General features: G+C 71.7%; 22 protein-coding genes and 2 pseudogenes. 11 read left to right on the top strand and 13 right to left on the bottom strand.

Annotated features, from left to right (window positions below):
* Positions 1–133 precede the first annotated feature (133 nt).
* The 4 genes and pseudogenes from ODJ79_RS35695 (at position 134) to narI (ending at position 6601) form a co-directional block, all read left to right on the top strand.
* A complete protein-coding gene (locus tag ODJ79_RS35695; RefSeq protein WP_411267405.1) occupies positions 134–3760 on the top strand; it encodes a nitrate reductase subunit alpha in 3627 nt (1208 codons plus the stop codon).
* Positions 3760–5220: pseudogene (narH, locus tag ODJ79_RS35690) on the top strand (nitrate reductase subunit beta); the annotation flags it as partial. The gene ODJ79_RS35695 and the pseudogene narH, both read left to right, overlap by 1 nt.
* 2 nt (positions 5221–5222) lie before the next feature.
* A complete protein-coding gene (gene narJ, locus ODJ79_RS35685) occupies positions 5223–5852 on the top strand; it encodes a nitrate reductase molybdenum cofactor assembly chaperone (RefSeq protein WP_263028074.1) in 630 nt (209 codons plus the stop codon).
* Positions 5849–6601, top strand: coding sequence for a respiratory nitrate reductase subunit gamma (gene narI / locus ODJ79_RS35680; protein ID WP_263028073.1), 753 nt, complete (start codon positions 5849–5851; stop codon positions 6599–6601). The genes narJ and narI overlap by 4 nt, the downstream gene beginning before the upstream one ends.
* Here narI and ODJ79_RS35675 read toward each other — a convergent pair.
* From ODJ79_RS35675 to ODJ79_RS35665, 3 genes and pseudogenes are all read right to left on the bottom strand, one after another.
* A pseudogene (locus ODJ79_RS35675) lies at positions 6595–7128 on the bottom strand (NifU family protein); the annotation flags it as partial. The gene narI and the pseudogene ODJ79_RS35675 sit on opposite strands and share 7 nt — an antisense overlap.
* Positions 7129–7132: 4 nt before the next feature.
* Positions 7133–9079, bottom strand: coding sequence for a ferrous iron transporter B (feoB, locus tag ODJ79_RS35670; RefSeq protein ID WP_263028071.1), 1947 nt, complete (start codon positions 9077–9079; stop codon positions 7133–7135).
* Positions 9076–9315 carry a ferrous iron transport protein A gene (locus ODJ79_RS35665; protein WP_263028070.1) on the bottom strand — a complete coding sequence of 80 codons (240 nt, stop codon included), beginning with the start codon at positions 9313–9315 and terminating at the stop codon, positions 9076–9078. Before ODJ79_RS35665 ends, feoB begins: the two co-directional genes overlap by 4 nt.
* 197 nt (positions 9316–9512) lie before the next feature.
* On the opposite strand from ODJ79_RS35665, the gene ODJ79_RS35660 reads away from it, so the two are divergent.
* Together ODJ79_RS35660 and ODJ79_RS35655 are read left to right on the top strand one after the other, a co-directional pair.
* Entirely contained in the window at positions 9513–10724 is a 1212-nt protein-coding gene (locus tag ODJ79_RS35660; RefSeq protein WP_263028069.1) for a nitrate/nitrite transporter, read from the top strand.
* A 7-nt stretch (positions 10725–10731) separates the two neighbouring features.
* Complete coding sequence (locus ODJ79_RS35655) at positions 10732–11199, top strand: hemerythrin domain-containing protein (protein WP_263028068.1); 468 nt, start codon at positions 10732–10734, stop codon at positions 11197–11199.
* 12 nt (positions 11200–11211) lie between these two features.
* On the opposite strand, the gene ODJ79_RS35650 is transcribed toward ODJ79_RS35655, so the two are convergent.
* A complete protein-coding gene (locus ODJ79_RS35650; RefSeq protein ID WP_263028067.1) occupies positions 11212–12423 on the bottom strand; it encodes an NAD(P)-binding domain-containing protein in 1212 nt (403 codons plus the stop codon).
* A 32-nt stretch (positions 12424–12455) separates the two neighbouring features.
* Complete coding sequence (locus ODJ79_RS35645) at positions 12456–13004, bottom strand: OsmC family protein (protein WP_263028066.1); 549 nt, start codon at positions 13002–13004, stop codon at positions 12456–12458.
* Positions 13005–13095: 91 nt separating this feature from the next.
* Here ODJ79_RS35645 and ODJ79_RS35640 point away from each other — a divergent pair, with 91 nt between their 5' ends.
* From ODJ79_RS35640 to ODJ79_RS35630, 3 genes are read left to right on the top strand one after another with little or no spacing between them, the layout of a single operon-like run.
* Positions 13096–14301: a homoserine O-acetyltransferase MetX gene (locus ODJ79_RS35640; protein WP_263028065.1), complete on the top strand. Its 1206-nt coding sequence runs from the start codon at positions 13096–13098 to the stop codon at positions 14299–14301.
* Positions 14298–15602 (top strand): O-acetylhomoserine aminocarboxypropyltransferase/cysteine synthase family protein, encoded by a 1305-nt coding sequence (locus ODJ79_RS35635; protein WP_263028064.1) that lies wholly within the window; start codon positions 14298–14300, stop codon positions 15600–15602. Before ODJ79_RS35640 ends, ODJ79_RS35635 begins: the two co-directional genes overlap by 4 nt.
* Positions 15599–16075, top strand: coding sequence for a CoA-binding protein (locus ODJ79_RS35630; protein ID WP_263028063.1), 477 nt, complete (start codon positions 15599–15601; stop codon positions 16073–16075). The genes ODJ79_RS35635 and ODJ79_RS35630 overlap by 4 nt, the downstream gene beginning before the upstream one ends.
* 6 nt (positions 16076–16081) lie before the next feature.
* Here the strand turns inward: ODJ79_RS35630 and ODJ79_RS35625 are convergent, their stop codons facing one another.
* Positions 16082–16861, bottom strand: a complete 780-nt coding sequence (locus ODJ79_RS35625; protein WP_263028062.1) for an LLM class F420-dependent oxidoreductase — start codon at positions 16859–16861, stop codon at positions 16082–16084.
* 68 nt (positions 16862–16929) lie between these two features.
* On the opposite strand from ODJ79_RS35625, the gene ODJ79_RS35620 reads away from it, so the two are divergent.
* Complete coding sequence (locus ODJ79_RS35620) at positions 16930–18000, top strand: cellulose-binding domain-containing protein (RefSeq protein ID WP_263028061.1); 1071 nt, start codon at positions 16930–16932, stop codon at positions 17998–18000.
* Positions 18001–18021: 21 nt separating this feature from the next.
* On the opposite strand, the gene ODJ79_RS35615 is transcribed toward ODJ79_RS35620, so the two are convergent.
* The 6 genes from ODJ79_RS35615 to ODJ79_RS35590 are packed head-to-tail and all read right to left on the bottom strand — an operon-like array spanning position 18022 to position 24666.
* Positions 18022–18489, bottom strand: coding sequence for a YcxB family protein (locus ODJ79_RS35615; RefSeq protein ID WP_263028060.1), 468 nt, complete (start codon positions 18487–18489; stop codon positions 18022–18024).
* 1 nt (position 18490) lies between these two features.
* A complete protein-coding gene (locus ODJ79_RS35610; protein ID WP_263028059.1) occupies positions 18491–19012 on the bottom strand; it encodes a hypothetical protein in 522 nt (173 codons plus the stop codon).
* Positions 18916–20706, bottom strand: a complete 1791-nt coding sequence (locus ODJ79_RS35605) for an ABC transporter family substrate-binding protein (RefSeq protein WP_263028058.1) — start codon at positions 20704–20706, stop codon at positions 18916–18918. The genes ODJ79_RS35610 and ODJ79_RS35605 overlap by 97 nt, the downstream gene beginning before the upstream one ends.
* A gap of 27 nt (positions 20707–20733) precedes the next feature.
* A complete protein-coding gene (locus tag ODJ79_RS35600) occupies positions 20734–22761 on the bottom strand; it encodes an ABC transporter ATP-binding protein (RefSeq protein ID WP_263028057.1) in 2028 nt (675 codons plus the stop codon).
* Positions 22758–23666 carry an ABC transporter permease gene (locus ODJ79_RS35595; protein ID WP_263028056.1) on the bottom strand — a complete coding sequence of 303 codons (909 nt, stop codon included), beginning with the start codon at positions 23664–23666 and terminating at the stop codon, positions 22758–22760. Before ODJ79_RS35595 ends, ODJ79_RS35600 begins: the two co-directional genes overlap by 4 nt.
* A 1-nt stretch (position 23667) precedes the next feature.
* Positions 23668–24666 carry an ABC transporter permease gene (locus ODJ79_RS35590; RefSeq protein WP_263028055.1) on the bottom strand — a complete coding sequence of 333 codons (999 nt, stop codon included), beginning with the start codon at positions 24664–24666 and terminating at the stop codon, positions 23668–23670.
* Between the two features lie 153 nt (positions 24667–24819).
* Between ODJ79_RS35590 and ODJ79_RS35585 the strand changes: the two genes are divergently transcribed.
* Complete coding sequence (locus tag ODJ79_RS35585) at positions 24820–25326, top strand: beta-class carbonic anhydrase (RefSeq protein WP_263028054.1); 507 nt, start codon at positions 24820–24822, stop codon at positions 25324–25326.
* Between the two features lie 8 nt (positions 25327–25334).
* Here the strand turns inward: ODJ79_RS35585 and ODJ79_RS35580 are convergent, their stop codons facing one another.
* Positions 25335–26261 (bottom strand): trypsin-like serine peptidase, encoded by a 927-nt coding sequence (locus ODJ79_RS35580; RefSeq protein ID WP_263028053.1) that lies wholly within the window; start codon positions 26259–26261, stop codon positions 25335–25337.
* Positions 26262–26296: the final 35 nt, after the last annotated feature.

Genomic DNA, 26296 nt, shown 5'->3' with positions numbered 1-26296 from the left:
GCCCGCATCCTGCCGACGCGTTACCGGGTGCGGCCAGGGTCGAAGTCCCCGCCCCGATTCGGGACCTTGGTCCCGCGCGATGGGGGACCACGGCCACCTGAAACTCGCCCTTTGATCGGCAAGCCTTGGGATCGTGCCAACACACCACCCCACGGGGCCCGCCACCGACCACGTCCCCGGCACCGCGCCGCTTCTCGCGGCCCGCCGATTCCTGACCCGGGAGACCGTCGGTGACCACGGCCGCACCCTGCATCAGGTGGACTCCGGCGACTGGGACGCGTTCTACCGGGACCGCTGGCGCTACGACCGGGTGGTCCGGTCCACGCACGGGGTCAACTGCACCGGCTCGTGCTCGTGGAACGTGTTCGTCAAGGACGACCTGATCACCTGGGAGCACCAGGCCACCGACTACCCGACCACCGGCCCGGACTCGCCGGACTACGAGCCGCGGGGCTGCCCGCGCGGCGCGTCCTTCTCCTGGTACGAGTACTCGCCGTCGCGGGTGCGGCACCCGTACGTGCGCGGTGTTCTGGCCGAGATGTACCGCGAGGCGCGGCAGCGCCTGAACGACCCGGTGCTCGCGTGGGCCGAGATCGTCGAGACGCCGCTGAAGGCGCAGGCGTACAAGGCGCAGCGCGGCCGCGGTGGCTTCGTCCGGTCGAGCTGGGACGAGGCGATCGAGATGATCGCGGCGGCGCACGTCTACACCACCAAGACGTACGGGCCGGACCGGGTTGTCGGCTTCTCCCCGATCCCGGCGATGTCGATGGCGTCGTTCGCCGCCGGCACCCGCTACCACGCGCTGCTCGGCGGCACGCTGCTGAGCTTCTACGACTGGTACGCGGACCTGCCGATCGCCTCCCCGCAGGTCTGGGGCGACCAGACCGACGTACCGGAGGCGGGCGACTGGTGGAACGCCACGTACCTGATGATGTGGGGCTCGAACATCCCGGTGACCCGCACCCCGGACGCGCACTTCCTGGCCGAGGCCCGCTACAAGGGCACGAAGGTGGTGGCGGTCAGCCCGGACTATGCCGACAACGTCAAGTTCGCCGACGACTGGCTCGCGCCGCACCCGGGCACCGACGGCGCGCTGGCGATGGCGATGGGCCACGTGATCCTGACCGAGTTCTTCCGCGACCGCCAGGTGCCCTATTTTCTGGACTACGCCCGGCAATACACGGATCTGCCGTTCCTGGTGACACTGGTCGACGGCAAGGCCGACCGCTTCCTCACCGCCGCGGATCTCGGGGCGCAGGACGGTGCGCACAAGACGGTCCTGATCGACGAGCGCACGGGCGAGCCGGTGGTCCCGAACGGCTCGCTGGGCTTCCGGTACGGCGAGCCGGGCCGCTGGAATCTGGACCTCGGCGACGTCGTCCCGGCCCTGGGGATCGAGTCGGACGAGACCGCCGAGGTGGAGCTGGCGCGCTTCGACGTCGGCGAGACCGAGGGCGGCTCCACCGTCCGGCGTGGCGTGCGCGTGCGGCGGATCGGCGAGCATCTGGTCACCACGGTCTTCGACCTGGTCATGGCGCAGTACGGGGTGCGGCGCGGCGACCTGCCCGGCTACGACGACGACCTCAACACACCCGCCTGGCAGGAGCGGATCACCGGGGTGCCGGCCGCGCTCGCCGCCCGGATCGGCCGCGAGTTCGCCCGCAACGCCGAGCGCAGCCGGGGCCGCTCGATGATCGTGCTGGGCGCCGGCGCGAACCAGTGGTTCCACTCCGACATGACCTACCGCGCCTTCATCGCGCTGGTGACGCTCACCGGCTGCCAGGGCGTCAACGGCGGCGGCTGGGCGCACTACGTCGGGCAGGAGAAGGCCCGCCCGGTGACCGGCCAACAGCACATGTCGTTCGCGTTCGACTGGCAGCGGCCGATGCGCCACCAGGCGAGCACCCCGTTCTGGTACCTGCACACCGACCAGTGGCGCTACGAGCGGGTGCCGGCCGATGAGCTGTCCTCGCCGCTGGGCACCGGCCGGTTCGCCGGCATGGCGTTCGCCGACACCGTCGCCGCCGCGCAGCGCATGGGCTGGACCCCGGGCCACCCGTTCTTCAACCGCAACCCGCTCGACCTGACCGACGAGGCCGCCGCGGCCGGGGTGCCGGTGGCCGACTACATCGTCGCCGGCCTGCGTGACGGCACGCTCCGGTCGGTCGCCGAGGACCCGGACGACCCGGCCGCGTTCCCGCGCTGCCTGACCCTGTGGCGGTGCAACCTGCTGGGCTCGTCCGGCAAGGGCAACGAGTACTTCATGCGCCACCTGCTCGGCGTCGAGGGCAGCGCCACCGCCGGCGAGTGCGACCCGGACCACCGGCCGCGCGACGTGGCGTGGCGCGACGAGGCCCCGACCGGCAAGCTCGACCTGCTCACCACGATCGACTTCCGGATGACCAACACCGGTCTGCACTCCGACGTCGTGCTGCCGGCGGCCACCTGGTACGAGAAGAACGACATCTCCACCACCGACATGCACCCGTTCGTGCACGCGTTCAGCCCGGCCGTGCCGCCGCCCGGCGACGCGCACACCGACTACGACGCGTTCCTCGCCCTCGCCGACAAGGTCAGCGAGCTGGCGGTGGAGCACCTCGGCGTACGCCGCGACGTGCTCGCCGTCCCGCTGCAGCACGACACCCCGGACGAGCTGGCGACGCCGAGCGGACGGGTCCGGGACTGGCGGTTCGGCGAGTGCGAGCCGGTGCCCGGCCGGACCATGCCGAAGCTGGTCGAGATCGAGCGGGACTACACCCTGATCGGTAAGAAGATGCGTACGGTCGGGCCGCTGCTCGACACCCTGGGCACCACGACCAAGGCGATCACCGTCGACGTCACGCGTGAGATCGAGTACCTGCGGCACCAGAACGGGGTGATCGACGGCCGGCCCTCGCTGGCGACCGCCGACCGGATGTGCGAGGCGATCCTCGCGCTGTCCGGCACGACCAACGGGCGGGTCGCCGCGGCCGGTTTCGCCGCGCTGGAGAAGCGGACCGGGCAGCCGTTCGCCGACCTGATCGCCGGGCACGAGGACGACCGGATCACCTACTCGGCGACCCAGGATGCGCCGCAGCCGGTGTTCACCAGCCCGGAATGGTCCGGCTCGGAGAAGGGCGGCCGGCGGTACTCGCCGTTCACGCTCAATGTGGAGCGGCTCAAGCCGTGGCACACGATCAGCGGCCGGCAGCACTTCTTCGTCGAGCACGACTGGGTGGCCGAGCTGGGCGAGCAGCTGCCGGCGTTCCGGCCGCCGCTGAACATGGCGCGGCACTTCGGCCGGCCGGGCGACGCGGTCGACGGCGGCGTGACCGTCCGGTTCCTGACCCCGCACGCGAAGTGGTCGATCCACTCGATGTACCACGACAACGAGCTGATGCTCGCGCTGTCCCGGGGCGGGCCGGTGATCTGGATGAGCATCGAGGACGCCGCCAAGATCGGCGTACGGGACAACGACTGGATCGAGGCGCACAACCGCAACGGGGTCGTGGTGGCCCGCGCCGTGGTCAGCCACCGGATGCCGGAGGGCACGGTGTTCCAGTACCACTCCCCCGAGCGCACGGTGAACGTCCCCAAGGCCGAGAAGTCCGGTAAACGAGGCGGCTACCACAACTCGATGACCCGGCTGCTGATCAAGCCGACCCACCTGGCCGGTGGGCACGCGCAGTTCACGTACGCCTTCAACTACTACGGCCCGATCGGCAGCCAGCGCGACGAGATCACCGTGATCCGCCGCCGCACCCAGGAGGTGGAGTACTGATGCGCATCCGCGCGCAGATGGCGATGGTGATGAACCTCGACAAGTGCATCGGTTGCCACACCTGCTCGGTGACCTGCAAGCAGACCTGGACCAACCGGGAGGGCACCGAGTACGTCTGGTTCAACAACGTCGAGACCAAGCCCGGCATCGGCTACCCGAAGCACTACGAGGACCAGGAGCGCTGGAAGGGCGGCTGGGTCCTGGACCGCAAGGGGCGCCTGACGCTGCGCTCGGGCGGCCGCGCGAAACGGCTCAGCCGGATCTTCGCGAACCCCGACCTGCCCTCGCTCGACGACTACTACGAGCCGGCCACCTTCGACAAGGACATCCTGGTCAACGCGCCGGCCGGGCTCACCGACACGCCGGTCAAGCGGCCCCGCTCGGCGCTGACCGGCGAGCCGATGGCCGTCACCTGGGGCGCGAACTGGGAGGACTCGCTCGGCGGACAGTCCGGCCTGGACGACCCGAACCTCACCAAGATGGCCACCAAGGTGAAGTTCGAGTTCGAGAAGACGTTCATGTTCCACCTGCCGCGCATCTGCGAGCACTGCCTCAACCCGGCCTGCGTCTCGGCCTGCCCGTCCGGCGCCATGTACAAGCGCGCCGAGGACGGCATCGTCCTGGTCGACCAGGATCGCTGTCGGGGCTGGCGGATGTGCGTGTCGGCGTGCCCGTACAAGAAGGTCTACGTCAACCACGCCACCGGCAAGGCCGAGAAGTGCACGCTCTGCTTCCCGCGGATCGAGGCCGGGCTGCCGACCATCTGCGCGGAGACCTGCGTCGGCCGCCTGCGCTATCTGGGCCTGATCCTGTACGACGAGGACGCCGTGCTGGCCGCCGCGTCGGTCGAGGACGAGCACGATCTGCTGGACGCCCAGCGCGCCGTCTTCCTCGACCCGCACGACCCGGCGGTCGAGCGCGCGGCCCGCGACGCCGGCATGCCGGACGAGTGGATCTCGGCGGCGCAACGCTCCCCGATCCGCAAGCTGATCAGCGAGTACAAGATCGCGCTGCCGCTGCACCCGGAGTACCGCACGCTGCCGATGGTCTGGTACGTGCCGCCGCTGTCCCCGGTGCTCGACGCCGCGGGGGCCGCCGGGCGCGACGACACCGACGCGGACGAGGTCTTCCACACCATCCGGGAGCTGCGCATCCCGGTCGAGTACCTGGCCGAGCTGTTCACCGCGGGCGATGTGGACGCGGTCGCCGGGGTGCTGATGAAACTGGCCGCGATGCGCTCGTACATGCGGGCCCGCACCCTGGACGGCACCGTCGCGCAGGACCTGCTCGACCGGGTCGGGATGACCGCCGAGCAGGTCGAGGCGATGTACCGGCTGCTGGCGATCGCCAAGTACGACGAGCGGTACGTGATCCCGGCCGCGCACGCCCGGGACGCCGCCATCCTCGACTCGCAGGCCGCCGGGCACGACGCCTGCCCGGTGGAGCGGGTGGGCAGCCCGTCATGAGGGCGCGACTGTTCCGGCTCGCCTCGCTGCTGCTCACCTACCCCGACGACGAGTTGCTGGCAGCGGCCCCCGAACTGCGGGCCGCCGCGGCGGAGATCGAGCCGGACGGCGTACGCGAACAGGTCGTCGCCTTTCTCGACTGGCTGCTCGCCACGCCGGCCATCGAGGTCCAGCGCGAGTACGTGCGGACCTTCGACCTGCGCCGCCGATCCGGCCTCTACCTCACCTACTACCTGCACGGCGACACCCGCAAACGCGGGATGGCACTGCTGATCCTCAAGCAGCGGTACCGCGCGCACGGGCTGCGAATCACCGGCGGCGAACTGCCCGACCTGCTGCCGGTGGTCCTCGAGTTCGCGGCCACGGCCGGACCGGGCGACGGCGAGGCGCCCCTGCGCCAGCATCGGCAGGGCCTCGAGCTGCTCCGGGCGGCGCTAGCCGAGTCGGGCACGCCGTACCGGCTGCTGCTCGACGCGGTCTGCGCGGTGCTGCCCGACCTCGGCGACGACGACCGGGCCGCCGTCGCCGCGCTCGCCGCCGACGGGCCGCCGGTGGAGACGGTCGGCCTGGAGAGCATCGGCCTCGCTCCCTATCCCACCTGCTCGGTCGTGGAGGCCGGACGATGAACATCCTGCTCTGGGTCGTGCTGCCGTACGCCTGCCTGACGGTCTTCGTGGCCGGGCACATCTGGCGGTGGCGGCACGACCAGTTCGGCTGGACCACCCACACCAGCCAGCTGCTGGAGAACCGGCTGCTGCGGCTCGGCTCGCCGCTGTTCCACCTGGGCGCCTTCGGCGTCATCGGCGGGCACGCGATGGGTCTGCTGATCCCCGCGTGGCTCACCGAGAAGGCCGGCGTCCCCGAGGGCCTCTACCACTTCGTCTCGGTGTCGGCCGGCACGGTCACCGGGGTCATGCTGGTCGCCGGGCTGGCGCTGCTCATCGCGCGCCGCTTCGTCAGCGGCCGGGTGCGCCGGGCCACCACCACGATGGACCGGATCCTGTACGTGTTCCTGGCGGCCATGGTGGTGCTGGGCATGGCCGCCACCGTCGGCAAGAACCTGCTGGGCGGCGGATACGACTACCGCGAGACGATCGCCGTCTGGTTCCGCGGCATCTTCTGGTTCCGGCCGCACACCGAGCTGATGACCGGCGCGCCGCTGGTCTACCGGCTGCACGCGATCGGCGGCTTCCTCTTCCTGGCACTGTGGCCGTTCACCCGGCTGGTGCACGTCTGGTCGGCGCCGCTGGCCTACCTGTGGCGTCCGTACGTGCTCTACCGCGCCCGCCGCGCCCCGGCGCCGACCCCGCCACCGGCCCCGGTGGCCGTCCGCGACGCCGCCCGCCACCCGGCGCCCTCCGAGCGGTCGCGATGAGGCCCGGCGACGACTGCCCGCACCGCTGGGCAGCGTCGCCGTAGCTCGCGTTCCAGCCGCTGGTGCAGGGTGATGCGGGCGGCCGGGCAGCCGTGGCATGCGCCGGCCAGGCGCACGGTCACCACGCCGTCGTGCACGTCGAGCAGCTCGATCCCGCCCCCGTGCGAACGGGCGAACTCTCCGGCTGCACCGTCGAGCAGCTTGCGCACCTCGGCGGCGAGCAGTGCGTCGAAGCCACGGTCGAGCGTCGGCGCGACCGCCCAGGCGTCGGAGCGTTCGAGCGCGGCGTGCAGGGCGGTGCGGACGCGGGGGCCGTCCACCGCCCAGCCGCGTCCGGGGCCCAGCCGGGTCAGCACCGCGGACGGCTCCACCGCGATCTCGGCGAGCGTGCCGTCGGCCAGCAGCGCCGCCAGCGGGTCCGGCACGGCGACGGCCACGCCGGTCACGGTCAGCGTGCCGGCCGGAACGATCCAGCGCAGCCGGTCCGGTTCGCCCGGACAGGCCTGGGGATGCAGCGCAACGGTCATCGGATCACCCGGTCAGCAGGCCGGTGAGGGTGTGTGCCAGCAGGGCCATGACCCAGGCGGTGAGGGTGAGATAGCCGAACGCGATCGCCGGCCACCGCCAGCCGCCGGTCTCGCGCCGCAGCACGCCGACGGTGGCCATGCACTGCAGGGCGAAGGCGAAGTACACCAGCAGCGCGGCGACCGTGGGCGGGGTGAACACCCGCTGCCCGGCGCGCGGGCCGTCCGCATAGGTCATGGCGTGCAGCGCCGCGGCCGGGTCGGCGGGATCCTGGGTGGCGGCGACCTGGCCGAGGGTCGCCACGAACGTCTCCCGGGCCGACTGGGCCGACAGGACGCCGACGTTGATGCGCCAGTCGAAGCCCAGCGGCTCGAACACCGGCTCGACGAGCCGGCCGAGGCCGGCCGCGTAGCTGTGGTCGGCGGTGTACGCGGCCACCGCGGCCGGGTCGCCGGTCGCCACGGACGCCGCGTGCAGCTCGGCGGCCGAGTGCACCGGCAGGTTCAGCAGCAGCCACAGCCCGATCGTGGTGGCCACGATGATGGTCGAGCACTTGGTCAGGAACGACTTGGCCGAGCCCCACACCGCGATCAGGACCGATCGGATCCCGGGCATCCGGTACGGCGGCATCTCCATGGAGAACGGCATCAGCGGGTCCCGCCGGTGGCCGATCTTCTTGAATGCCCAGGCCGCGAGCATCGCCGAGACCGCGCCGAGCAGGTACATGCCGAACACGACCAGTCCCTGCGTGCCGAACGGCCCGATCCGCGCGGACGGGTCGACCAGCAGCCCGATCAGCAGGGTGTAGACCGGCAGCCGCGCGGAACAGGTGATCAGTGGGGCGGCCATCATGGTGGCGAGCCGGTCCCGCGCCGACGGCAGCGTGCGGGTGGCCATGATGCCGGGGATCGCGCAGGCGAACGACGACAGCAGGGCGACGAAGGCGCGGCCCTCCAGCCCGGCGGCGGCCATCACCCGGTCCATCAGGAACGCCGCCCGCGACAGGTAGCCGACCCCTTCCAGCAGGGAGATCAGCAGGAACAGCAGCATGATCTGCGGGACGAAGGCCAGCACGCCGCCCACGCCGCCGATCAGCGCGTCGCCCAGCAGGGACGCCGCCCAGGGGTTCCCGACGTGCTCGGCGGTCAGGGCCGCGAGCCGGCCGAAGCCGGCCTCCACCGCGCCCTGCAGCGGAGCGGCCAGCGTGAACAGCGTCTGGAAGAACAGCACCATCACCGCGAAGAACACCAGGGTGCCGCACACCGGGTGGAGCAGGACGGCGTCGACCCGCCGGGTCATCCGATGCTGCTGCGGCGCGCGGTAGCCGGCGTAGCCGAGCACCGACTCGGCCCAGGCGTCCCGCTCCGCCGGATCGTCCGGTGGCGCCAGGACCGGCCTGGGCCACCGCTGCCAGCCGGCCAGCGCCTCGCCCAGCCTCGCCATCCCGTGCCGGCGGTGCCCGATCACCGGCAGCACCGGGATCCCGAGCGCCTCGGCCAGCGCGTCGACGTCCAGGCTGCCCTGGCGGCGGGCCAGCTCGTCGGTGAAGGTGACCACCAGAGCGGCCGGCAGTCCCTTGCCGAGCACCTGGCACACGAAGCCGAGCGACCGGCGCAACGTGGTCGCGTCGACCACCACCAGCAGCGCGTCGGGCCGGTCCACGCCGTCGCTCCGGCCGTCCAGGACGTCGACCAGGATCTGCTCGTCCGGGCTGACCGGGCGCAGCCCGTACGTGCCGGGCAGGTCCTCGACGACGAACCGGTCCGCACCCAGCCGGAAACCGCCGACGAAGCGGGCGACCGTCACGCCGGGATAGTTGCCGGTCCGGCCGCGCAGACCGGTCAGCGCGTTGAAGATGCTGGTCTTGCCCGCGTTCGGCGCGCCGACCAGGGCGATCCGCGCGTCCCGGCCCACGACCGTCCCGGTGCCCCCGCCGTGGCAGCCCGTGGTCACCGCTCGACCTCGACGACCCGTACGCACGCCGCCTGCGCCCGGCGCAGACACACCTCGTAGTCCTTGACCCGATAGAGCACCGGGTCACGCAGCGGCGCCCGCCGCACCACGCCCACCACGGTCCCCGCGGTGAACCCGAGATCCGCCAGCCGGGCCGCGGCCCCGGCGTCCTCCGCCACCACGGCGAGCACCCGGGCCCGGCCGCCCGGTGGCACGTCAGCGAGCGTTTCGGTCATCGACACCTCCTCAGGCAAGGGGAGGCTAACCTCGGGCCCGGCGGCGCACCCGGGCCTTTGGTCCTTACCTGAGCGGCGCCGCCCGCAAGACCCGCCATGGGTCCCGATCAGGCCGGGACCAAGGTCCCTGTCGCCCGCCGTTGCACCGATCAATCCTGGTGACGGAACACCCGACCCCTCGAACGGTGGAGAGCGACATGAGCACAACCCAGGCCCAGCCGGTGCGTACCGGGGTTCGCCCCGGCGTGATGCTCGCGCTGGCGACGATCGGCTTCGCCGTCAACTTCTGGGCCTGGGCGCTGCTCAGCCCGCTGGCCACGAAGTTCACCACCACCCTGCACCTGAGCTCGTTCCAGCAGTCGCTGCTGGTCGCGGTGCCGGTCGTGGTCGGCTCGCTCGGGCGCATCCCGATCGGCGCGCTGACCGACCGGTTCGGTGGGCGGATCATGTTCCCGCTGGTCTCGCTGGCCACCATCGTGCCGGTGCTCTACCTCGGCCTGGTCGGCCACACCTCGCTGCCGGCGATCCTGGTCGGCGGGTTCTTCCTCGGCATCGGCGGCACCGCGTTCGCGGTCGGCGTGCCGTTCGTCAACGCCTGGTTCCCGCCGGAGCGGCGCGGCTTCGCGGTCGGCATCTTCGGCATGGGCATGGGCGGCACCGCGATCAGCGCCCTGACCACGGTCAAGCTGGTCAAGGCGCACAGCATGCAGACCCCGTTCCTGATCACCGCGACCGTGCTGGCCGTCTACGCCGTCGTCGCCTGGCTGGTGCTGCGCGACGCGCCGAACCGGGTCGTGCCGTCCACCCCGCTGGCACAGCGGCTGCGCGCCACCCTCCGGCTGCCGATCACCTGGCAGGCCGCCGCCCTGTACGCGGTCGCGTTCGGCGGCTACGTCGCCTTCTCCGTCTACCTGCCGGCCTACCTGAAGAACGCGTACGGGCTGGCCCAGGCCGACGCCGCGAACCGGATGGCCGGTTTCGTGCTGCTGGCGGTCGTGATGCGCCCGATCGGCGGCTGGCTCGCCGACCGGATCGCCCCGAGCCGGGTGCTCGCCGTCACCTTCGCCCTCGTGATCACCGGCGCCGTCGTGCAGGCCTTCACCCCCGGCCTCGCCCCGGTGGGCACCGTCGCGTTCCTCGGCATGGCGGCCGCGCTGGGCACCGCCAGCGGCGCCATCTTCGCCCTGGTCGCGCAGCGGGCCCCGGCCAGCCAGGTCGGCTCGGTCACCGGCGTGGTCGGCGCGGCCGGCGGCCTCGGCGGCTTCGTCCCGCCGCTGGTGATGGGCTCCATCTACGGCAGCTACCACTCGTACGCGCTGGGCCTGGCGCTGCTCGCCGTGGTGGCCCTCGGCGCCCTGGTGCTGAACGTGCTCTCGGCGGGCCGGCGCCGCAACGCCGTCGCCGCCTGACCCGGCCATGTGCGAATACTGCGGCTGCCAGGCCGTCACCGCGATCGACGAGTTGACCCGGGAACACGACATGGTCGTCGACATGATCAGCTCGGTTCGCGCCGCCCACGCCGACGGCAACGTCAAGCGGATGGCGGACCTGGCCCGCGGTATCGCCGCGGTGCTGGTTCCGCACACCGCGGTCGAGGAGCACGGCCTCTTCCCGCTGCTGGCCGGCGACTTCCCCGGCCAGGTGGCCGCGCTCGAGGCCGAGCACCGCCGGATCGAGGCGGTGCTCGGCGCCGCGGCCGACGGCACGCCCGCCGACCCGGGCTGGCCGGACCGGCTGATCGAGGCGCTGGACCTGCTGCGCGAGCACATCCTCAAGGAGCAGGACGGCATGTTCCCGGCCGCGCTCACCAGCCTCAGCGGCAGCGACTGGGACACCGTGGACGAGGTCCGCGACAGGGTGGGCACCCTGCTCCCACCCGGCTGATCAATGGACGATTCAGCGCAGGCCGGCGACCAGGTGGCCGATCACCGCGCGGGCGTCGTCCTCGATGCCGTTGATGAACGACGACCGGCGCCGGCGCATCATCGGCAGGCCCAGCGCGTACATGCCGGGGGCGTCCACCACGCCGCCGTCGTGGCGCAGCCGGCCCTTCGCGTCGAGCACCGGCACGTCGAGCCAGCGGTAGTCGGGGCGGAAGCCGGTCGCCCAGACGATCGAGCCGATCTCGCCGCCCGCGAGGTCCAGCCGCAGGCGCGTCGACGCGGGCGGCACGGTGGGCGGGAACCGCTCGGGCGGCCCGGCCTCGGCCTCGCGGCCGCTCTCGCGGGCCCACTCGTCGAACGCGGCCAGCAGCCGGTTCATCTTCAGGTCGGCCAGCGCGCACACGTTGCGCAGGCCGCCGGAGAACAGCGCGCTCGTCTCCCGTACGGCCGCCCACCGGCCGACCAGCTCGACGCCCAGTGCGGTGAGCGCGTTGAGGTCGAGCGTCTCGCGCCCGGGGGTGCCGACCAGCTGCGGCGAGGGCAGCCGGCGGGCCCGGTCAAGGTCGTCGACCTCGTCGTGCCGCTGGTCCCACACGCCCGATTCGTGCATCCACCACAGTACGTCGCGGCCGCGGTACACGCGTGGCAGCCGTACGTGCTCGCCCACCGCGAGGATGACCGGCCGGCCGGAGCGGCGCAGCTCGGCCGCGAGCTGCACGCCGGTCGCCGAGGCGCCCACGACCAGCGCGCCGCCGTCGGGAAGCTGGGCCGGCCCGCGATAGGTCAGCGGTGTCAGCTGCGCCACGGACGAGGGGACCGCGGCGGCGAACGCGGGCACGGTCGCCAGATTGCAGGCGCCGCCGGCCAGGACCACCGACCGGCAGTGCAGCTCGCCGCGGCTGGTGCGGACGTGGTAGCCGCCGGCGGCCGGGCGTACCGAGGTGACGTCGGTGCCGGTGCGAACCGGTGCCCGGACCGCGTGGGCGAAGCGCTCGATGAACTCGACCACCTCGCCCATCGCCATGTAGCCGTCCGGGTCCGGGCCGTCGTAGTGCTGGCCCGGCAGCCGGCTCAGCCAGTTCGGGGTGAGCAGCCGCAGCGAGTCCCAGCGCTCGCGCCGCCACGAGTTGGCCACCTCGCCGCGCTCCAGAACGACGTGATCGATCGACCGCTCGGTGAGGAAACGACTGGCCGCCAGGCCGGCGTGGCCGGCGCCGACGACCACCGTGGAGACGCTCTCGATGACTCGGGCCTTTCTCAGGCGACTTCGACGGTGACGTCGGTCGGGTTGGTGAGGGCGTCGTAAACCGCCGAGCGCTTCTGCGACTGGGCCACCAGCGCCTCGATCTCCTCCTTGGAGGCGTCGGCGTCGATGGTGAAGGTCACCTTGATGTCGTTGTAGCCGTTGCGGACGTCGCTGTCGACGCCGAGGATGCCGCGGATGTCGTGGTTGCCCTCGACCGTCGCCTCGACCGAGCGCAGCTGAATGCCCCGGTTCTGGGCCACCGAGGCCACCCCCGCGGTCAGGCAGCCGGCCAGTCCGACCAGCAGGTATTCGATCGGGGTGATGCCCTGGTCCTCGGCGGCGAACACCTCGGGGTGATCGGCCGAGAACACCGTCTCGGCCCGGTGCTGCTGCTCCTGGCCGAGCCCGAAGAACTTCTGCACACTCGTGGTGCTGTGCACGCCGTTCTCCCACTTGGACGCCGCGCGCCAGGTGAACTGAGCTGCCTCGGGCGCGGCCTTGAGCGCCTCGCGCGCGTCCAGCAGTGCCTGCACGTTGACCCCGTTGTCCACCGTCGTCATGTGCCGATTCTCCCGTTCTCCTACGAACCACATCGGTAATCACGACAACGATACTGGCCTGCGCAGACGCCGGATAGCTATCATCGCCCGTATGGCGGCACCCTCGACCCTTCCGGCCGGTTCGGTCGGCAGCGTCGAGACCCGGTTCCTCGACCTGCCGGCGCCGTTGCCGCTCGACTGCGGCCGCGAGTTGCGCTCGGTCCGGGTGGCCTACGAGACGTACGGCGTCCTCTCCCCGGCGTGCGACAACGCCATCCTGGTCTGTCACGCGCTCAGCGGCGATGCCCACGCGGCCGGGTTCTCGGCGAGTACGCCGGCCGCGAGCACCCGCGACGGGTTCGCGGCGGAGCGCCGCGACGGCGCCGCCGGCAAGGCCCTGGGCTGGTGGGACGGCATGATCGGGCCGGGCAAGGCGTTCGACACCGACCGCTTCTTCGTCATCTCCACGAACCTGCTCGGCGGCTGCCGCGGCACGACCGGTCCGTCGTCGATCGACCCGGCGACCGGCCGGCCGTACGGATCGGACTTCCCGGTCGTCACGGTCGCCGACATGGTCCGCTGTGAACGGGCCTTCCTGGACGAGCTCGGCGTCGAGCGCCTCGCCGCGGTGGCCGGCGGATCGCTCGGCGGGATGCAGGCGCTGCAGTGGGCGGTGACGTACCCCGGCCAGGTCGACGCGATCGTGGTGATCGCCTCCACGCACGCGCTGCACCCGCAGGGGATGGCCTGGAACGCGATCGCCCGGGAGGCGATCACCCGGGACCCGGCCTGGCAGGGCGGCGACTACTACGGGACGGGCCGGCAGCCGGACGCCGGGATGGGCGTGGCCCGGATGGTCGGGCACATCACCTACCTGTCGGCGCCGGCGCTCGAGGAGCGGTTCGGGCGGCGGTTGCAGTCCGCCGACGACATCGGCTACACGATCGGCGAGCCGGAGTTCGAGATCGAGAGCTACCTCGACCATCAGGCCGGCTCGTTCGTCCGCCGCTTCGACGCCAACACCTACCTGCGCATGTCGCGGGCGCTGACCTACTTCGACCTGGCCCGCGAGCACGGCGACGGATCACTCGCCCGGGCACTTTCCGGAGTCTCCGCCCGTACGCTGTTGATTGCTTTCAGTTCGGATTGGTTGTATCCGCCGTCGGCCTCGATGGAGATCGAGGCGGCGTTGACCGAGACGGACAAGCCGGTCGAGTACCACCTGATCGAGGCGCCCTACGGGCACGACTGCTTCCTGCTCGAGGAAGCCCGTCAGACCCCGATCGTCCAACGATTCCTGAGCGAAAGCCGGTCATGACGGAATTCATCGAGCAGGCCCACGAGTTCGGCTTCGAGACCCGGCAGTTGCACGCCGGCCAGCGGCCGGACCCGAACACCGGCGCCCGCGCCGTGCCGATCTTCCAGACCACCAGCTACGTGTTCGAGGACCCGGAGTCGGCGGCCGCCTACTTCAACCTGCAGGAGTACGGCAACACGTACTCCCGGATCATGAATCCGACCGTGGCCGTGTTCGAGGAACGGGTGGCGAACCTGGAGGGCGGCTCCGGCGCGGTCGCCTTCGCCAGCGGGATCGCGGCCCAGGCGGCCGCCCTGTTCACCCTGCTCGAACCGGGCGACCACGTGGTCGCGTCGGCGGCGCTCTACGGCGGCACCGTCAACCAGTTCAAGCACCTGCTGCGCAAGATGAACGTCGAGCTCACCTGGGTCGACCCGGACGACGCCGACGCCTGGCGCAAGGCGGTGGGCGCGAACACGAAGGCGTTCTTCGCCGAGACGATCGGCAACCCGGGCGGCAACGTGCTGGACATCGAGACGGTCGCGGGCATCGCGCACGAACACCGGTTGCCGCTGATCGTGGACAACACCTTCGCGACCCCGTACCTGTGCCGGCCGATCGAGTGGGGCGCCGACATCGTGGTGCACTCGGCGACCAAGTTCCTCGGCGGGCACGGCACCAGCATCGGCGGCGTGGTGACCGAGGCCGGCACCTTCGACTGGTCGAACGGGCGTTTCCCGGTGGTCGCCGACCCCTCCCCCGCCTACCACGGCCTGCAGTTCCACGAGACCTTCGGAACGTACGGCTATCTGATGAAGCTGCGCGCCGAGACGCTGCGCGACCTCGGCGGTGCGCTGTCGCCGTTCAACGCGTTCCTGTTCCTGCAGGGGATGGAGACGCTGTCGCTGCGGATGGAGCGGCACGTCGCGAACGCCCAGCAGGTGGCGGCGTTCCTGGAGGCGCACCCGTTGGCGTCCCGGGTCAGCTATCCGGGCCTGCCGTCGAGCGGGTACCGGCCGCTGGTGGACAAGTACCTTCCGCTCGGCGCGGGCGCGGTGTTCTCCTTCGACTGCGCCGGGGGCCGGGACGGCGGCCAGGACCTGATCCGCAACGTCACGCTCTGGTCCCACCTGGCCAACGTCGGCGACGCCAAGAGCCTGATCATCCACCCGGCCAGCACCACCCACCGCCAGCTGAGCGACGAGGAACTGCAGGCGGCCGGCGTCGGGCCGGGCACCGTACGGCTGTCGGTCGGCACCGAGTCGGTGCAGGATCTGATCTGGGACCTGGAGCAGGCGCTGGGAAAGGTGGCGGCGGGATGATCTCGCAGTACCAGGACGTGACGGACATCCAGCGGGTGCTGCACAGCGCGAAGACCATCGCGATCGTCGGCCTCTCGAACAACCCGCTGCGGGCGAGCTACTTCGTCGGCTATTACCTGCAGCGGCACGGCTATCGGGTGATCCCGGTCAACCCGAGGGAGAGCGAGATCCTCGGCGAGACCAGCTACCCGAGCCTGCGCGACGTGCCTTCGCACGTCGACGTGGTGAATGTCTTCCGGGCCCCGAGCGCGCTGCCGGCCATCGCCGAGGACGCGGTGGCGGTCAAGGCGAGCACCCTGTGGTGCCAGTTCGGCGTGATCAACGAGGAGGGCGCCCGGATCGCGGCGGACGCCGGCCTCACCGTGATCGTGGACCGCTGCCTGAAGGTCGAGCACGCCCGGTACGTCGGCCGGATGCACTGGCTCGGCTTCAACACCCAGCGCATCACCTCGGTCCGCGCCGGCCTCCAGTAGGGCGGGTCAGGCGTTGACCTCGTCGCGCCAGGCGAGCCACTCCCGCAACTCGGCGAGGTCGTAGTCGGGGCCGCCCGCCTCCGCGGTGAACAGCGTGACACCGGCAGCCAACAGGGCCGGGCCGCTGTCGGACGGCTTGCCGAACACCGCCGCCGACACCTCGATCTCGGCGGGGTCGCGGCCGACCTCGGCGCAGTGCCGCCGGAGGATTTCGGTCTTGCGAGCGATCGTCTCGGCGTCGCCGAAGCTGTGCCAGATGTCGGCATGCTTGGCGACCAGGCGCAGCGTCTTCTTCTCGCCACCACCGCCGATGAGCACAGGGATCTTGCGGGTCGGCGCCGGGTTCAGCTTGCCGAGCCGCGCCTCGATCCGGGGCAACGCCTCGGCGAGGTCGTCGAGCCGGCTGCCCGGCGTCCCGAACTCGTACCCGTACTCCCGGTAGTCCCGCTCGGCCCAGCCGGAGCCGATGCCGAGGATCAGCCGGCCGTCGCCGATCCGGTCGACGGTGCGCGCCATGTCGGCGAGCAGGTCGGGGTTGCGGTAGCTGTTGCAGGTGACCAGCGCGCCGATCTCCACCCGGGAGGTCTGCTCGGCCCAGGCGGCGAGCATCGTCCAGCACTCGTAGTGCAGGCCGTCCGGGTCGCCCGAGAGCGGGAAGAAGTGGTCCCAGTTGAACAGGATGTCCGTGCCGAGGTCCTCGGCCTCGGCGACGGCACGACGGATGTCGCCGTAGTCGGCGTGCTGCGGCTGGAGTTGGACACCGACGCGGACGGGCCTGGAAGTCATGATCACAGCTTAGGCCGCATTTCGAGGGAGCGATTTAAATCGACGCGCATCTATGGCACTCTGGCGTCATGGCACTGTCCCGACGTTCGATCCTGGCCCTGTGCGCGGGCCTCGGCGGCACCGTCGTCCTCGCCACGCTCGCCATGTCGCCGGCCGCCGCGCTCTCGGCCGGCGGATGTACGGCGACCGCGCACATCGATTCGCAGTGGGGCAGCGGCACCGGTGGCGGCCAGATCGTCACCGCCACCGTCACCAACACCTCCGCGACGACCACCACCAAGTGGACCGTGACCTGGACCCTCGGGGCCGGCCAGCAGGTCGTGTCCGGGTGGAACGCCGCGGTGAGCGCCTCGGGCAGCTCGGCGACCGCGGTCAACGCGGCGTACAACGGGAGCCTGGCGCCGGGCGGCTCGACCACGTTCGGGATGCAGCTCGCCGGCACCGGCCCGGCTCCGGTGCTCGGCTGCGACAACGGCGCGACGCCGCCGGCCAGCTCCCCGCCACCGTCCAGCTCCCCGCCGCCGGGCGGACCGGACGTCACCGTCGGGCCGGGCGACAGCCAGCGCAGCATCACCCTGGTGGTCGGGCAGACGCTCGGCGTCTCGCTCGGCGCCGAATACCGCACGCCGGCCATCGTCGGGGCCGCCCTGACCCAGGTCTCGGCGAGCGGCGGCTATCCGAGCGGGCAACCGCTCGACGCCCGCTATCGAGCCGTGGCGGCCGGGCAGGCCGATCTCAGGACGCAGTCGGACGCGCCGTGCCTGCACACCACGCCGCCGTGCACGATCCCGGTCAGCCTCTGGACCGTGCACGTCACCGTCGTCGCGGCCACCGGGCAGACCGTCACCGTCTCCACCGCCGACAACGAGTCGACCGTACGCCTGCACGTGGGCGACACGCTCGTGGTCAGCCTCGCCGTCAACTACCTGCCACCTACGCTGTCCGGCACCGGTGTCCTGGTGCTGCGCGACACGACCGGCGGCTACCCCACCGGCCAGCCCCTCGTGACCCGCTACCTCGCGGCCGCGGCCGGCACGGTCAAGGTGTCCACGCGTACCGACATCGCCTGCAACCACGAGCCGACGCCCTGCCCGTCACCGCAGATCCCGTGGACGGTCACCGCCGACGTCACCGCCTGACGCGCCGGCCGCCGAGCCGGCTCAGGTAGCCGGGAGCAGCCCGCGATCGGTCAGGAAGGCGCGGAACTCATCGTCCTGATCCGGGGTCAGGGGCTCTCGGGGGACGTCGAAAGTCGCCGTGTGCGGGTTGTCGCTCTGGTAGAGCAGGTAGCGGTCCGGGTACTCGACCGCCCGGTGTACCTGGGCCCAGGTCCAGTGCACGGAACCGAGCCGATTGCCCGACCGCAGCCCGTCGTCGTCGATCGCCCATCGGCGGGGTTCGCGGTTGGCGTCCGCCGCGACGAGGCGGCGGGTGACTGCCGTGTTTGCCAGCAAGCAGCAGCCGAGCACGCCCACGAGCTGGCCGAGCAAGTTGGCACCCGAGCCGCCCCCGAGAACCAGGGCGACGCCGATCGCGACGGTCGCGCCGCCCGGCCAGTACGAGCGCGGCCACCGACGGCCCGCGGCGGGCGGACCGGGCGGCCGGGCAGAGCTGAACTCGAGGAGCACGTCAGGCACCCACGGGCCGGGAGTAGAAGGTGATGCCGTGCCGGGCGACGAGCTCGCGCACGGCCGCGTCGTCGGCCTCGGTCAGCGGCCGGCGCGGGATGTCGATCGTGCGCCGGTCCGCCGGGTCTTTCAACACGAAGACGTACGCGTGGGAGAGCGCCATCATCGTCCGGAAGGCCGGCCAGGCCACGGTCACCGAGTTGTCGGCGTGCGCGATCTCGACACCCTCGTCGCTGATCACCCAGCGCCGGGGCTCCATCGCGGTGGCCGGCATGACGAACCGGCCACGGCCGCGCTGCCGGGCGGCGACCGCGATCCCCACGCCGAGCAGCAGGCCGCCGACGCCGCAGGTCGCGGCCTGCGGGGCGTCGTCGACCACCGCCGCGACCGCGATCGCGGCCCCGGCCAGGCCGAGCACTGCCGCGATCAGGTAGCTCGGGATCGGTGACGCGCTCCGCTCGGCCGGCGACGCAAACCCGGCGAAGTGGTCCGGCCCCCGGGTGTAGGTGAACTCGATCCGCACCCGGGCATCCTAGATCTGTTACGGACGTTACTTCTGCCAGCCGATGGTCTCCGGCAACGGGGAGCCGAAGATGGTCGCGCCGATGTTGGCCAGGCCCTTGGACACCCGTAGATCGATGGACCGCTGAAGAGCGGGATCAGGCCGTACTGCGCCAGTCCCTCGCGTTCCAGCTCGTTGGCCCGGGCGATCTGCCGGTCGGGGTCGGCGATCTCGGCGGCTGCCTTGATCTTCCGGTCCAGCTCGGGAGTGCCCGTACCGGTGATGTTCTCGTTGTTCGTGCTGCCGAAGAAGCCGTCGAGCGACCGCGCGCCGAACGGGTCGAGGGACCGGTTGCCGGCGAAGAACAGGTCGAACTTGCGGCCGCTGACGACGGAGTCGAAGTCGTTCTCCGAGACGGTTCTGATGTCGACCTTGACGCCGAGCCGTTTGAGCTGCGCGGCGAACGCGGTCGCGGTCGCCTTCTCGAGCGGGACGCTGCCGGTCAGGGTGTAGCTCAGCGCCAGCTTCTTGCCGTCCTTGGCGCGGATGCCGTCGCTGCCGGTCACCCAGCCGGCCGCGTCGAGCTCCTTCCTGGCCGCCGCCGGGTCGGCCGTGAGCACGTCGGCGACGTTGTCGTGGTAGCCCTTCTGGAAGGAGTAGAAGATCGCGGAGCCGGGCAGCGGCTCGCGGTAGTCCAGGCCCTGCAGGTTGATCGCGGCGATCTGCTCGCGGTCGATGCCTTCCAGGATCGCCTTGCGTACGGCGAGGTCGCCGAGCAGCGGTGCCTTGGCGTTGAGGAGCAGGATGTACTCGAACGGGCTGCCGCCCCGGCGGATCTCGGTGTTGGCCACGCCGGAGATCTGCTTCAGGCCGTCGGCGTCCCCGGTCCCGATGTAGTCGAGCTCGCCGTTGCGGAACGCGTTGATGGCGGCCTGTGTGTCCAGGCCGATGATGATCCGCTTGTCCAGCTTGCCCTTCCGGCCCCACCACTTCGGATTGCGCTCGAAGGTGACCCCGCCGGTCGCGGCGTCGTACTTCGTCACGGTGTACGGTCCGGCGCCCCACTGCGGCTGGACCTTCTTGAGGTACGCCGTGTTGAACGTCTTCGCGTCCGCGGCCGCCTCGGGGTTCAGCAGGGTGGTGAACAGCGCCGACCACCAGGCGTCGACGCCGGTGAACTCGATGACGGCCTGCTTGTCGTTCACCCCGGCGTGCACCGAGGAGATCCGGGCGTACGGAATGGTGTCGCCGGCGTAGTAGTCCTTGTTCGTACCGTTGTTGGCCTTCCAGGTCGCCTCGACCGCCCGGTAGTCGATCGGGGTGCCGTCGTTGAAGGTGGCCTTCGGGTTGATGGTGATCGTGACCCGCTGGTTGCCGCCCACCACCTCGGTCTTCACATCGCTGAAGTAGTCGGGGTTGTACAGCACCTCGCCGGTCGGCGAGTAGGTGATCGTGTCCGCGTTGTACCAGAACCACAGCCGGTTGGCGGCCAGGTTCGCGTCCGCCTGGAACGGGTTTCCCTGCTCGATCACCTGCCCGGCGAGGCGGAGCGTGCCGCCGTCCCGGACGTTCTCGTACGGCTGCGGGTTGTAGTCGGTGGTGGCCGACGCCGCGCCGGTGGTGGGCGTGTAGGGCGTCTTCTCCGCCGACGTGCCGCAGCCGGCCGGCAGGGCGGTGAGCAGGAGGACGGCGGCCGCCGCACCCAGTCGCTTCATGATGGTCTTCCTTCCGATCGGATCCGGTCAGGCGGCGTGGCAGGCGGCCAGGGCGCCACCCGAGGCCGGTTCGAGGCGCGGTCTCGTCCCGGCGCAGAGCTCCCGCACCGGCGCGTCGAGGGTGGGGCGTAGCGGGCATCGGTCGGCGAAGACACAGCCCGGCGGAAGGTCGGCCGCGCTGGGCTGCTCGCCGTGCAGCACGATCCGCGCGCGCGAGCGTTCGCGTTCCGGATCCGGGACCGGGACCGCCGAGAGCAGCGCCTGCGTGTACGGGTGCCGGGGTCGCGCGAACAGTTCCTCGGCGGCGCCGAGCTCGACGATCTGGCCCAGGTACATCACCGCGATCCGGTCGGCGATGTGGCGTACCACGGCCAGGTCGTGCGCGACCACCAGGTAGGCCAGGCCGAGCTGTGCCTTCAGGCGAGCCAGCAGGTTCAGGATGCCGGCCTGCACGGACACGTCGAGCGCGGAGACCGGCTCGTCGAGCACGAGCAGCCGGGGCCGGGTGGCGAGCGCCCGGGCGATCGTCAGCCGCTGCCGCTGCCCGCCGGAGAAGGCGGCCGGGAACCGGTCGAGGACGCCGGGCGGCAGCCCCACCAGGTCGAGCAGCTCGAAGACGCGGTCCCGGGTGGGGCCGGCGGCCCATCCGGCGGCGCGCAGCGGCTCGGCGAGCAGTTCGAAGACCGGCAGCCGCGGGTCCAGGGCGCCCTGCGGGTCCTGCATGACGATCTGCACGGACTGGCGCAGCCGGCGCCGTTGCGGCGCCGGAAGCGGGCCGGCCACGTCGGTACCGAGGACCTCCACCGAGCCCGCCTCCGGCGCCTGCAGCCGCAGGATCTCCATCAGCGTCGTGGTCTTGCCGCTGCCGGACTCGCCGACCAGGCAGAAGGTCTCGCCCGCCCGGACCTCGAAGCTCACGTCGCGGACCGCGTGCAGGGTCCCGACCCGGCGCCGCGGGAACGAGCCGCTCGTGATCGGGTAGGTGCGGGAGAGGCCGTCCAGCCGCAGGACCGGCCCGGCGGGCGTGGCCACGGCGGGCGGCGGCTCCGCGGCCGCGGGGAAGACGTCACCGGGCCGGCGCCCGGCAACCGCCGCGGCGTGCAGGCACGCCACCTCGTGCCGCGTCCGGAGCTCGGCCAGCACGGGCTCCCTCGCCCGGCAGTCGTCGCGGGCCAGCGGGCAGCGTGGCGCGAACGGGCAGCCGGCCGGCCGGTCGGTCGGCGAGGGCGGCTCGCCCTCGATCGGAACCAGCGGCAGCCGCCGGGTGGCCTCGGGCGACGGCACCGAGCCGAGCAGGCCCAGGGTGTACGGCATCGCCGGGGACGCGAACAACTCGCGCACCCCGGCGCGCTCGACGACGCGACCGGCGTACATGACGGCGACCTCGTCGGCATGGCCGGCCACGACGCCCAGGTCGTGGGTGATGAGCAGGACCCCGGCGCCGGTCTCGGCCTTCGCCGTCGCCAGCACCTCGAGGATCTGCGCCTGCACGGTCACGTCCAGGGCGGTGGTCGGCTCGTCGGCGATGATGAGGTCGGGATCGTTGGCGATGGCCAGCGCGATGACCACCCGCTGGCGCATGCCGCCGGAGAACTGGTGCGGGAAGTCCCGGGCGCGTCGCCGCGGCTGCGGGATGCCCACCAGGTCGAGCAGCTCGATCGCCCGTTCCCAGGCCGTCCGCTTCGGCAGCCGGGTGTGCACGCGGACCGCGTCGGCGACCTGGCGGCCGACCGAGAAGATCGGGGTGAGCGCGGAGAGCGGGTCCTGGAAGATCATCCCGATCCGTTTGCCGCGGACCGCCGACATGCGCCGGTCGTCGAGGGCGAGCAGGTTCTGCCCGTCGAGCAGGACCTCGCCGCGCGCCCGGGCGTCCGGCGGGAGCAGGCCCATGACGCTCGTGGCGGTGGCGGACTTGCCCGAGCCCGACTCGCCCACCAGGGCGAGTGTGCGGCCGGCGAACAGGTCGAGGTCGACGCCGCGGACGGCCTCGACCGGGCCCTGCTCGGACGGGAACGTGACGGTCAGGTCGCGTACCGAAAGGATCTGCTTGGTCATCCCCGGCCGCCGGCGTTCGACGTGGGGTCGAGCGCGTCGCGCAGGCCGTCACCGATCAGCGTGAGCGAGACGGTCAGCAGGACCAGCAGCCCGGCCGGGACGGCGAACAGCCAGGGCGCCGAGCTGATCGTCGCGGAGCCGTCGGCCAGCAGCGAGCCCAGCGAGACGTCGGGCGTCTTGACGCCGAAGCCGAGGAAGCTCAGCGAGGTCTCGAGCACCACCGTGCTCACCACGCCGAGCATGAGGTTGACGATGAGCAGGGCGCCGAGGTGCGGGATGAGGTGACGGGTCACGATCCGGGCGCGGCCGACCCCCATGAACTCGGCCAGCCGGACGTAGTCGCGTTCGCGCAGCGACGTGGAGACCGACCAGATGACGCGGGCGGGCAGCACCACGGTGACGAAGGTCAGCAGCAGGATCAGGACGCGCCAGTCGCCGCTCACCCGGTTGGACACCAGGGCGAGGATCAGGAACGACGGGACGACCAGCAGGAAGTGGAGCACGGCGAGCGTCCACCGCTCGACCCGGCCGCCCAGATAGGCGGCGCCCGCGCCGACGATCGCCGAGACGACCGTGGTCAGCACCGAGACGCTCAGCGCGATCACCAGCGACCGCTGCAGGCCGTGCACGGATTGGGCGAGGACGTCGTTGCCACCCTGGTTGGTGCCGAACCAGTGGCCGGCGCCGGGCGGCTGGGTCAGGGCCAGGAAGTCCTGCTCGGACCAGTCCCGGGGGGTCAGGTACCGGCCGAGCACGGCGTATCCCACCAGCAGCAGGAAGATCATCACGCCGGCCAGGGCCGAGCGGTTGCGGGCGAACCGCCGGGCGTACAGGCGGGAGCGCCCCAGGCGCAGCGGAGCCGGCGGGGCGTCGGACGGCGAGGTGTGCGGAAGCGTCGCGGTCAACTCAGCTCGCTCGCACCCGCGGGTCGAGGGCGACCGTGGCGATGTCCGACAGGATCGCGCCGATCGCCGTCAGGACGGCGCCGAAGGCGGCCACGGCGACCACGCCGTCCACGTTGTTCTGCCCGATGGTCTTGGTGAAGTAGCGGCCCATCCCCTCCCAGCCGAAGATCGTCTCGGTGATGATCGCGCCGGTGAACACCCACGGGATGTAGAAGGCGACCGCGGCAGCGGTCGGGATCAGCGAGGCCCGCAGGGCGTGCCGCCGGATGGCCTGGTTCCGCGTCAGCCCGGTCGCCCGGGCGGTGCGGACGAAGTCGGCGTTGAGCGTGTCGAGCAGCAGCGCCCGCTGGGTCAGGTGCCAGCCGACGTACCCGGTCACGATGAGACTGAGCGTCGGCAGGACGAGGTGGTCGGCGCGGTCCAGGACGGTCGGCCATCCGCCGGTCACGCCGGGAGTGCCGGCGCCGGCGACATGCAGCACCGTCCGTCCGGCGAGCTGGTTGAGCCAGATCGCGCACAGCACGAGCACGAGCGCGCTGACCGCGGTCGGGATGTTGTACAGCACCACCGACACCGCCTGACTGAGCCGGTCGACCGCGCGGTACTGCCGGGCGGCGGTGTAGACGCCCAGCGCGACGCCGAGGACGACCGACACCACCGTGCCCAGCAGGATCAGTTCGCCGCTCACCAGCACGCGCTCGGGGATCTCGGAGTTGACCGGCACCCCGGTCGGCGAGTGGCCCCAGTCGAAGCGCAGCGTGACGTCGGCGAACCAGTACCACCAGCGGTGGACCACCGACCACTGCGGTGACAGGCCGTACGGGGCGAGGGCGTGGGCGATCTGCTCGTCGGTGCGCACCGGGCGCAGCTCACGGTAGTTCGACCGTGGATCGAGGAACCAACTGGCCAGGAAGAAGGTCGCGTTGGTCGCCACCACGATCATCGCCAACCACCCGATCGTCTTGCGGGCCACATAGCGAACCACTGCCACCCTCTTCACGTGTTTCCTACATCACCCATAGATTATGGGGGCTGCATCGAAGGCGATCCACAATAGATTGCCTACGAAGGTTACATTACGGACTAAGTCGGGCGTATCAGGTAGAGATACGCTCCAGCTGACCACCCCACCCACGGCCAAGGAGATGTCACCGTGAGCGTGACCGACGAACTGCTCCAGAACGCCGAGCGCTACGCCGCCTCGTTCGACCGGGGCGACCTGCCGCTGCCACCGGCCAAGCACGTCGCCGTCCTCGCCTGCATGGATGCGCGGCTCAACCCGTACGGGCTGCTCGGGCTCGCCGAGGGCGACGCGCACGTCATCCGCAACGCCGGCGGGGTCGTCACCGCCGACGCGCTGCGCAGCCTGGCGATCAGCCAGCGACTGCTCGGCACCACCGAGATCATCCTGATCCACCACACCGGGTGCGGCATGCTGACTTTCACCGACGACGGTTTCAAGGCGAGCATCCAGGCCGAGGTCGGCATCAAGCCGTCCTGGGCCGCCGAGGCGTTCGCCGACCTCGAGGAGGACGTACGCCAGTCGCTCCGGCGGGTGCTCGACGACCCGTTCATCCCGGTGAAGGACTCGGTACGCGGCTTCGTCTACGAGGTCGAGACCGGCCGGCTGCGCGAGGTCCCACCCTCACCCGGAGCGTGAACGCGGGCTCATCCCCCGATCGCCCGGCGGTAGAGGGAGACCAGCTCGCTGCCGTACACCGGCGAATAGCTGATCCAGTCGTCGTCGTAGTCGTCGCCACCGCCACCGCGGCCGCCCACCTCGCCGATGACCTGACCGGTGTGCCGGACGGCGTCGTAGTGCGCGATCCACGGGCTGCCCGAGACGCCGTCGAAGTAGCCGCCGCACACCATGCTCATCTGCCGGTAGCCGGCCAGCCGGGTGGTCGGCACGGTGCAGATGATGGCCCGGCGGCCCGGGTTGTGCCGGCTCTCCGGGTAGCCGATCACCGTGACCGTGTTGCGGTAGCTCGGCGTGGTGCGGAGGGTGAGCGCCCTCGTGACGTCCTCGACCCGGCGGTGGTCGGCGTCGGCGCCGAGCCGGGCGAACGCGAAGTCCAGGTCGGTGACCGCGGCGGTCGGCGGCCTGGGCCGGTATCGCGCGTCGAGGACGAACCGCTGCACCGGATAGAACCCGTACGGCTGATGGGTGGCATCCTTGCCGTACGCGTAGGCCGGCACGAAGATCCGGTGCGTCGTGGAGCGTTGCCACTCGTACGCGCAATGTCCCGCGGTCAGCACCAGATCGTGGGCCGGGCTGTGCACGACGCTGCCGGTGCAGCTGGTGTTCCCGTTCGGCGACGCCACGAAGAACGTACCCACCTGCGGGATCCCGGCGAAGTACCGGCCCTGCGGTATACCGGGCGGCGGCGGGCGGAGGGCACTGCGGTGCGCCGCCTCCGGCCCCTTCGCGATCGGCGCCGCGGCGTCGAGACGAGCGGCCGTCCAGTACGCGGCGTCCGCGGTGACGGCCGCCGAGCCGGCCGGCCGGGGCTCGGCCGCCGACGCGGGATCGCCGCACACGACGGCCGACACCCCGAGCAGAATGCACGGGAGACTGCGAAGCCAGCGGCCCATGAACCGACCGTACGATCGCCGTCGCCGGCCGTACG

The organism is Actinoplanes sp. KI2, from assembly GCF_025630775.1.
GTDB lineage: Bacteria > Actinomycetota > Actinomycetes > Mycobacteriales > Micromonosporaceae > Actinoplanes.
The sequence above is the reverse complement of the archived record's forward strand: the minus strand, read 5'-3'. Positions and strand labels throughout refer to the sequence as shown.

Excerpts from the sequence above, each read along its gene's own strand:
- narJ (WP_263028074.1), top strand. The coding sequence starts at position 5,223 with ATGAGGGCGCGACTGTTCCGGCTCGCCTCGCTGCTGCTCACCTACCCC.
- narI (WP_263028073.1), top strand. The coding sequence starts at position 5,849 with ATGAACATCCTGCTCTGGGTCGTGCTGCCGTACGCCTGCCTGACGGTC.
- ODJ79_RS35665 (WP_263028070.1), bottom strand. The coding sequence starts at position 9,315 with ATGACCGAAACGCTCGCTGACGTGCCACCGGGCGGCCGGGCCCGGGTG.
- ODJ79_RS35660 (WP_263028069.1), top strand. The coding sequence starts at position 9,513 with ATGAGCACAACCCAGGCCCAGCCGGTGCGTACCGGGGTTCGCCCCGGC.
- ODJ79_RS35655 (WP_263028068.1), top strand. The coding sequence starts at position 10,732 with ATGTGCGAATACTGCGGCTGCCAGGCCGTCACCGCGATCGACGAGTTG.
- ODJ79_RS35645 (WP_263028066.1), bottom strand. The coding sequence starts at position 13,004 with ATGACGACGGTGGACAACGGGGTCAACGTGCAGGCACTGCTGGACGCG.
- ODJ79_RS35640 (WP_263028065.1), top strand. The coding sequence starts at position 13,096 with ATGGCGGCACCCTCGACCCTTCCGGCCGGTTCGGTCGGCAGCGTCGAG.
- ODJ79_RS35635 (WP_263028064.1), top strand. The coding sequence starts at position 14,298 with ATGACGGAATTCATCGAGCAGGCCCACGAGTTCGGCTTCGAGACCCGG.
- ODJ79_RS35630 (WP_263028063.1), top strand. The coding sequence starts at position 15,599 with ATGATCTCGCAGTACCAGGACGTGACGGACATCCAGCGGGTGCTGCAC.
- ODJ79_RS35625 (WP_263028062.1), bottom strand. The coding sequence starts at position 16,861 with ATGACTTCCAGGCCCGTCCGCGTCGGTGTCCAACTCCAGCCGCAGCAC.
- ODJ79_RS35620 (WP_263028061.1), top strand. The coding sequence starts at position 16,930 with ATGGCACTGTCCCGACGTTCGATCCTGGCCCTGTGCGCGGGCCTCGGC.
- ODJ79_RS35605 (WP_263028058.1), bottom strand. The coding sequence starts at position 20,706 with ATGAAGCGACTGGGTGCGGCGGCCGCCGTCCTCCTGCTCACCGCCCTG.
- ODJ79_RS35600 (WP_263028057.1), bottom strand. The coding sequence starts at position 22,761 with ATGACCAAGCAGATCCTTTCGGTACGCGACCTGACCGTCACGTTCCCG.
- ODJ79_RS35580 (WP_263028053.1), bottom strand. The coding sequence starts at position 26,261 with ATGGGCCGCTGGCTTCGCAGTCTCCCGTGCATTCTGCTCGGGGTGTCG.